General features: G+C 42.4%; 4 protein-coding genes. All 4 read right to left on the bottom strand.

Annotated elements, in window-relative coordinates; genetic code table 11:
- Positions 1 to 385 precede the first annotated feature (385 nt).
- The 4 genes from AC3DU7_RS08665 to AC3DU7_RS08650 all read right to left on the bottom strand — a co-directional run bounded on the left by AC3DU7_RS08665 (position 386) and on the right by AC3DU7_RS08650 (position 3,960).
- Complete coding sequence (locus tag AC3DU7_RS08665) at positions 386 to 739, bottom strand: element excision factor XisI family protein (RefSeq protein WP_488038947.1); 354 nt, start codon at positions 737 to 739, stop codon at positions 386 to 388.
- Between the two features lie 101 nt (positions 740 to 840).
- Positions 841 to 2,736 carry a vWA domain-containing protein gene (locus AC3DU7_RS08660; protein ID WP_488038946.1) on the bottom strand — a complete coding sequence of 632 codons (1,896 nt, stop codon included), beginning with the start codon at positions 2,734 to 2,736 and terminating at the stop codon, positions 841 to 843.
- A gap of 61 nt (positions 2,737 to 2,797) precedes the next feature.
- On the bottom strand, positions 2,798 to 3,655 hold the full coding sequence (locus AC3DU7_RS08655; protein ID WP_488038945.1) for a PEP-CTERM sorting domain-containing protein: 858 nt from the start codon (positions 3,653 to 3,655) through the stop codon (positions 2,798 to 2,800).
- Between the two features lie 224 nt (positions 3,656 to 3,879).
- Entirely contained in the window at positions 3,880 to 3,960 is an 81-nt protein-coding gene (locus AC3DU7_RS08650) for a PEP-CTERM sorting domain-containing protein (protein ID WP_488038949.1), read from the bottom strand.
- Positions 3,961 to 4,040 lie beyond the last annotated feature (80 nt).

Here is a 4,040-nt window from a genome sequence, read left to right as displayed (position 1 = left end):
GTTTGTAGTTGGTAATTTTAGAGGTTGTCTGAGAAGTCTCATTTGCTACATCACTCGCCCCCGCGCATCCCCCAATTTTGGGGGACTAGAGCAAGCAAATTGATTCTTTTTCCCCCCAAAGTTGGCTTGCTCGGGGGGCAAATTTCCCCGCCCCCTAAATCCCCCAATTTTGGGGGACTAGAGCAAGCAAATTGATTCTTTTTCCCCCCAAAGTTGGCTTGCTCGGGGGGCAAATTTCAGTATCAAAAAACTTTTCATATATCCTTTGATAGTTGTATTGTTTCTTCTTTGTAAGTGTGAATGGCTATTCATCCCTACGGGGGATCTAATTATTAACTGCAATATTTCTATCTGAATAGAGCGATCAAAAATAAGCCAGCCAATATTAGACAACCGGACACCAAGTATGTTGACGAATCTCTAGAGGATGAAAAGCAGGTACAATTCTATCCTTCGGTACTCCAGCATCAACAAGTTCACCTGTAATACCATTTTCTATATCATCGTAGTGAATCCAAATTTTATCATTGCGGATTTCAGCATGGACAATAGTACCATATACACGGCGACTATCTTCCCATCCTTTATAGACTAATAGAAAATGGTTACCATCTCTACTAATACTCACGTATGTCTTCATATTATTATAGTGGTAAGGAAGAAGGGTGTAGTCTTGCCAGATGTTTCTGAGTGTTTCACGCCACTTTTCCAGATCTAAGAGTTGACTTGTGGTTTCCATTGAATAATTTTTTTAATTTGGATATTAATTTGGATAGGGGTGAATGGCTATTTTGCTCGGCAAGGTGTTTACGTAATTTTGCAGGAAAACATAATGTGTAATTAACTATGATGTTTGTATCTCAATAGAGCGATCGCTGTCATTGCTACCATTGCCATTGTACTAGGTTCAGGAACTGGCTTCGGTTCGGCAGGTGGAGTTGGCTTAGGCAATAACTTAGCATTGATACTAGAATTAAAAATGTTATCCGCTGGATTCAAAAATGCACCAGTAATTCCTGCCCCTACTTCCGCAGCAAATAGAGCAATAGGTTCATCTCCCCCTGTAGAATTAATCGTCCGAGTTGCCACGGCATTCCTAGCAGAAAAAGCTCTGGCAATAGTCGTGTCAAAATTAACAGGAGAATATTCCGTAACCCGATAAGAATCTTCAGCAAATAATCGGTTGGAGGTATCTACACCAGTATTTTGCTCAAAAATCCGGAAGTCAGCATCAGGATCTTCACTGATAGGTGTGCGAACAATATTTGCTGTTCCGAAACCATACTCATTTCCAGAATCAGGGGTGCCAATAGGGTTGCCATTAACATCCAGGAGATTCCAATTGAAAGAAATGAGTTCTCCTTCGTCGAAATCATCTACTGTGATTACGAAGCCATCCAAAACATTATTACTATCATCAATGGTCTCCCAGTCAGCAATTTCAGGAGTACCAAAGAAAGGGTTGGAGTGCCCGACAACTTCACAACCAGGAACTAAAGCGCAAGCATCGGGAGTGTTGTTTGGTCCAACACCAAGCAAGTCCAGGTTTGGTATTGGTCCGTTGACAGAAGTATTATAGTCAAATTGACTGGCATCCCATTGAATTGCTGTTTTAGTTGATTGCACTACTTTACTACTATTGGCCAATAGTAGATTTCCTGGTAGGGGTTCTGCATTAGGGCCGTTAGGGCGACCATTATTATCAACTCCTGCACCTGCAAAAGAGGGTGCTGCATCATCAGTGACAAAGATATTTGTTCCTTCTGTCATGGCAATACGAACCCCAGCAGCAGGTTGGTCTGACCAGTTGAGAACTTCAAAAGCCAGTTGAAATTTATCTCCTTCTGGATCGTCTTCCACGGCCTTAATATCAGTGAATCGGAAGTGGTAGACTGGAGGTTGTTTTGTTTCAGGTGTCTGCTGTTGCTGAATATCTCGGACGTTGATGTCAATAAATGCGTTCGTGAAAGAGGTTGTAGTTAAACCACCAGTTCGTAGTTGGTTCAAGTTCCATGCTGCACCACCATTGACAAGAGCTAGGTCTACATAATCTGGTTTAGTATTCTCAAAACTACTGGTAACGACACCATTTAGGGATGGAAGTTGGGTCGTTGTGTATCCACCTCTACCGTCAGCAATATAAGCATTTGCTTCAGAGTTGACTCCAATAGCATTATTTACAAAGTTGGCGTTGATTATAGCATTCAATAAGATATCATCTTCAGTGTTTTCAGTTCCTCGCTGTAACCCTGTTAGGATATCGTTGAAATTGAGACTAAAGTTGCCATTATCTCGATCTTCGTCTGTCACTAGGATGAAACTAACAGCAGCATCTTCCCGAAAGCTATAGTTATTCAGAGCAAAGTCAATGGCAGAATAACCGTCTTCAAACCTGCCAGATACGAGTAAGTTATTAGTTACAGTGGCAAATTCAGCAGAAGTACCAAAATTGGCTCCACCTACAGGTACAGATCGCCCCAAGTAATCCGAACGATCGCTACCAAATCCAACAAGACCAAAGCGTTGGCCTGTGAGACCTTGGGTTTGCAGAACTGCATCTAGCTGCGGAATCATAGTACTGATCCATTGTTGCTCGCCCAACATAGAATTGGATTCATCAATTATAACGACTACATCAGCGCTTTGTAAGGTGGCGGCGGTTGCAGCAGGAGTTCCTGCAATCAGTAAAGCTAGGTGAAAAGTCCCAATCTGTAAGTATGGGTCTTTTAGGTTCATTAGTTTTGTCCTTTTTAGGTTTAAATGTAGGGGTGTTTTGAAAATCCTTACATATATATGATTAACTACGACGTTGACGTTTGTGACCAAGTAAAGCGATCGCTCCTAAACCCACTATTGCGACTGTGCTTGTTGGTTCGGGGACTTTTTCTGGTTCACTCCCCAAAGTGTCACCGTCAGCTTCGGAGGCAGTGACAATAGTAACGGCATAACCAGGACGAGAACCGGCATCATTAATGGATAAATAACCAGGGATATTTTTGTCGAAAGCAGCATGAGCAGATGTATTCCAGTTACTCAAACCTGCGGTTGTTAATCCTTCGTTTACTGGAAAGTCCGAGCTTTCTACAGGAATAACTACATTTTGTTCTCCAAGAGAGAAAACATAGCCTTCTAATTCATCTTTCAAAAAAGAGCGATCGTTTAGCCACCAGTTATAACCAGCCAAAGCAACAATACCCATGCCGTCTCCACTGCCTGCCCAGTTAACAGCATTGACTAAGAAACCTAGAGGACCGTCAGGACGAGGCCCGGGGCTGGAAAAATAGTGACCGTCTGCATCTTGACCGCTTAAGAAAGTGCGGTTGCCCCTGGCTGCTGCGATCGCCTCTTTATTATTGAAAATTGTGGTAGTGTCGCCTCCACGAGTTCCGATCGCCAAAACATCATAATCAGAAAAGTTAGGTGTAGGGTCTTGGGGATTCCAAATAGTGAGATTCCAATCTAAACTGCCATCTCCTTCTGGGTCAAATGTTGGTGCTAGAGGAGCTAAATCTGATATTTTAGTATTGTAATGAGTATTACCATGCCACAGAACATTGAGGGATGCAGCATTAGCAACAGAGGCTGAAAACAGACCGAAAGTAGTAACAACAGCTAAGATTGCTTGATTGATGAGACGATGTTTTTGATTACTCATAATTATCTCCATGATGAACAAAATAGTCAGATGTAGGTGGGATTGAGCGACAGTCCAACTCAACAAAAAAATAGACATCTCTGTAAAAATGCGGTTATTGGTATTATTTATAACTAATGCAGATCTATAACAGAGAAATCAAAGCATTGTCGTTCTTCGACAAAAAATGTAGGGACGTTTCATGTTGCGGAGCAAAACAGCGATTCGCCCCTACATATCTGTAATTAACTACGACGTTGACGTTTGTAACCAAATAAGGCCATCGCTGTTAAACCTATCATTGCCATTGTGCTTGGTTCAGGCACAGACTCTGGTTGTGTGCCACCAGTGCCACCACCAGTGTTGCCTCCACCACCAGTGTTGCCTCCACCACCAGTGTTGCCTC

This window comes from Okeania sp., from assembly GCF_983059655.1.
This window is presented reverse-complemented; position numbering and strand designations above follow the sequence as displayed.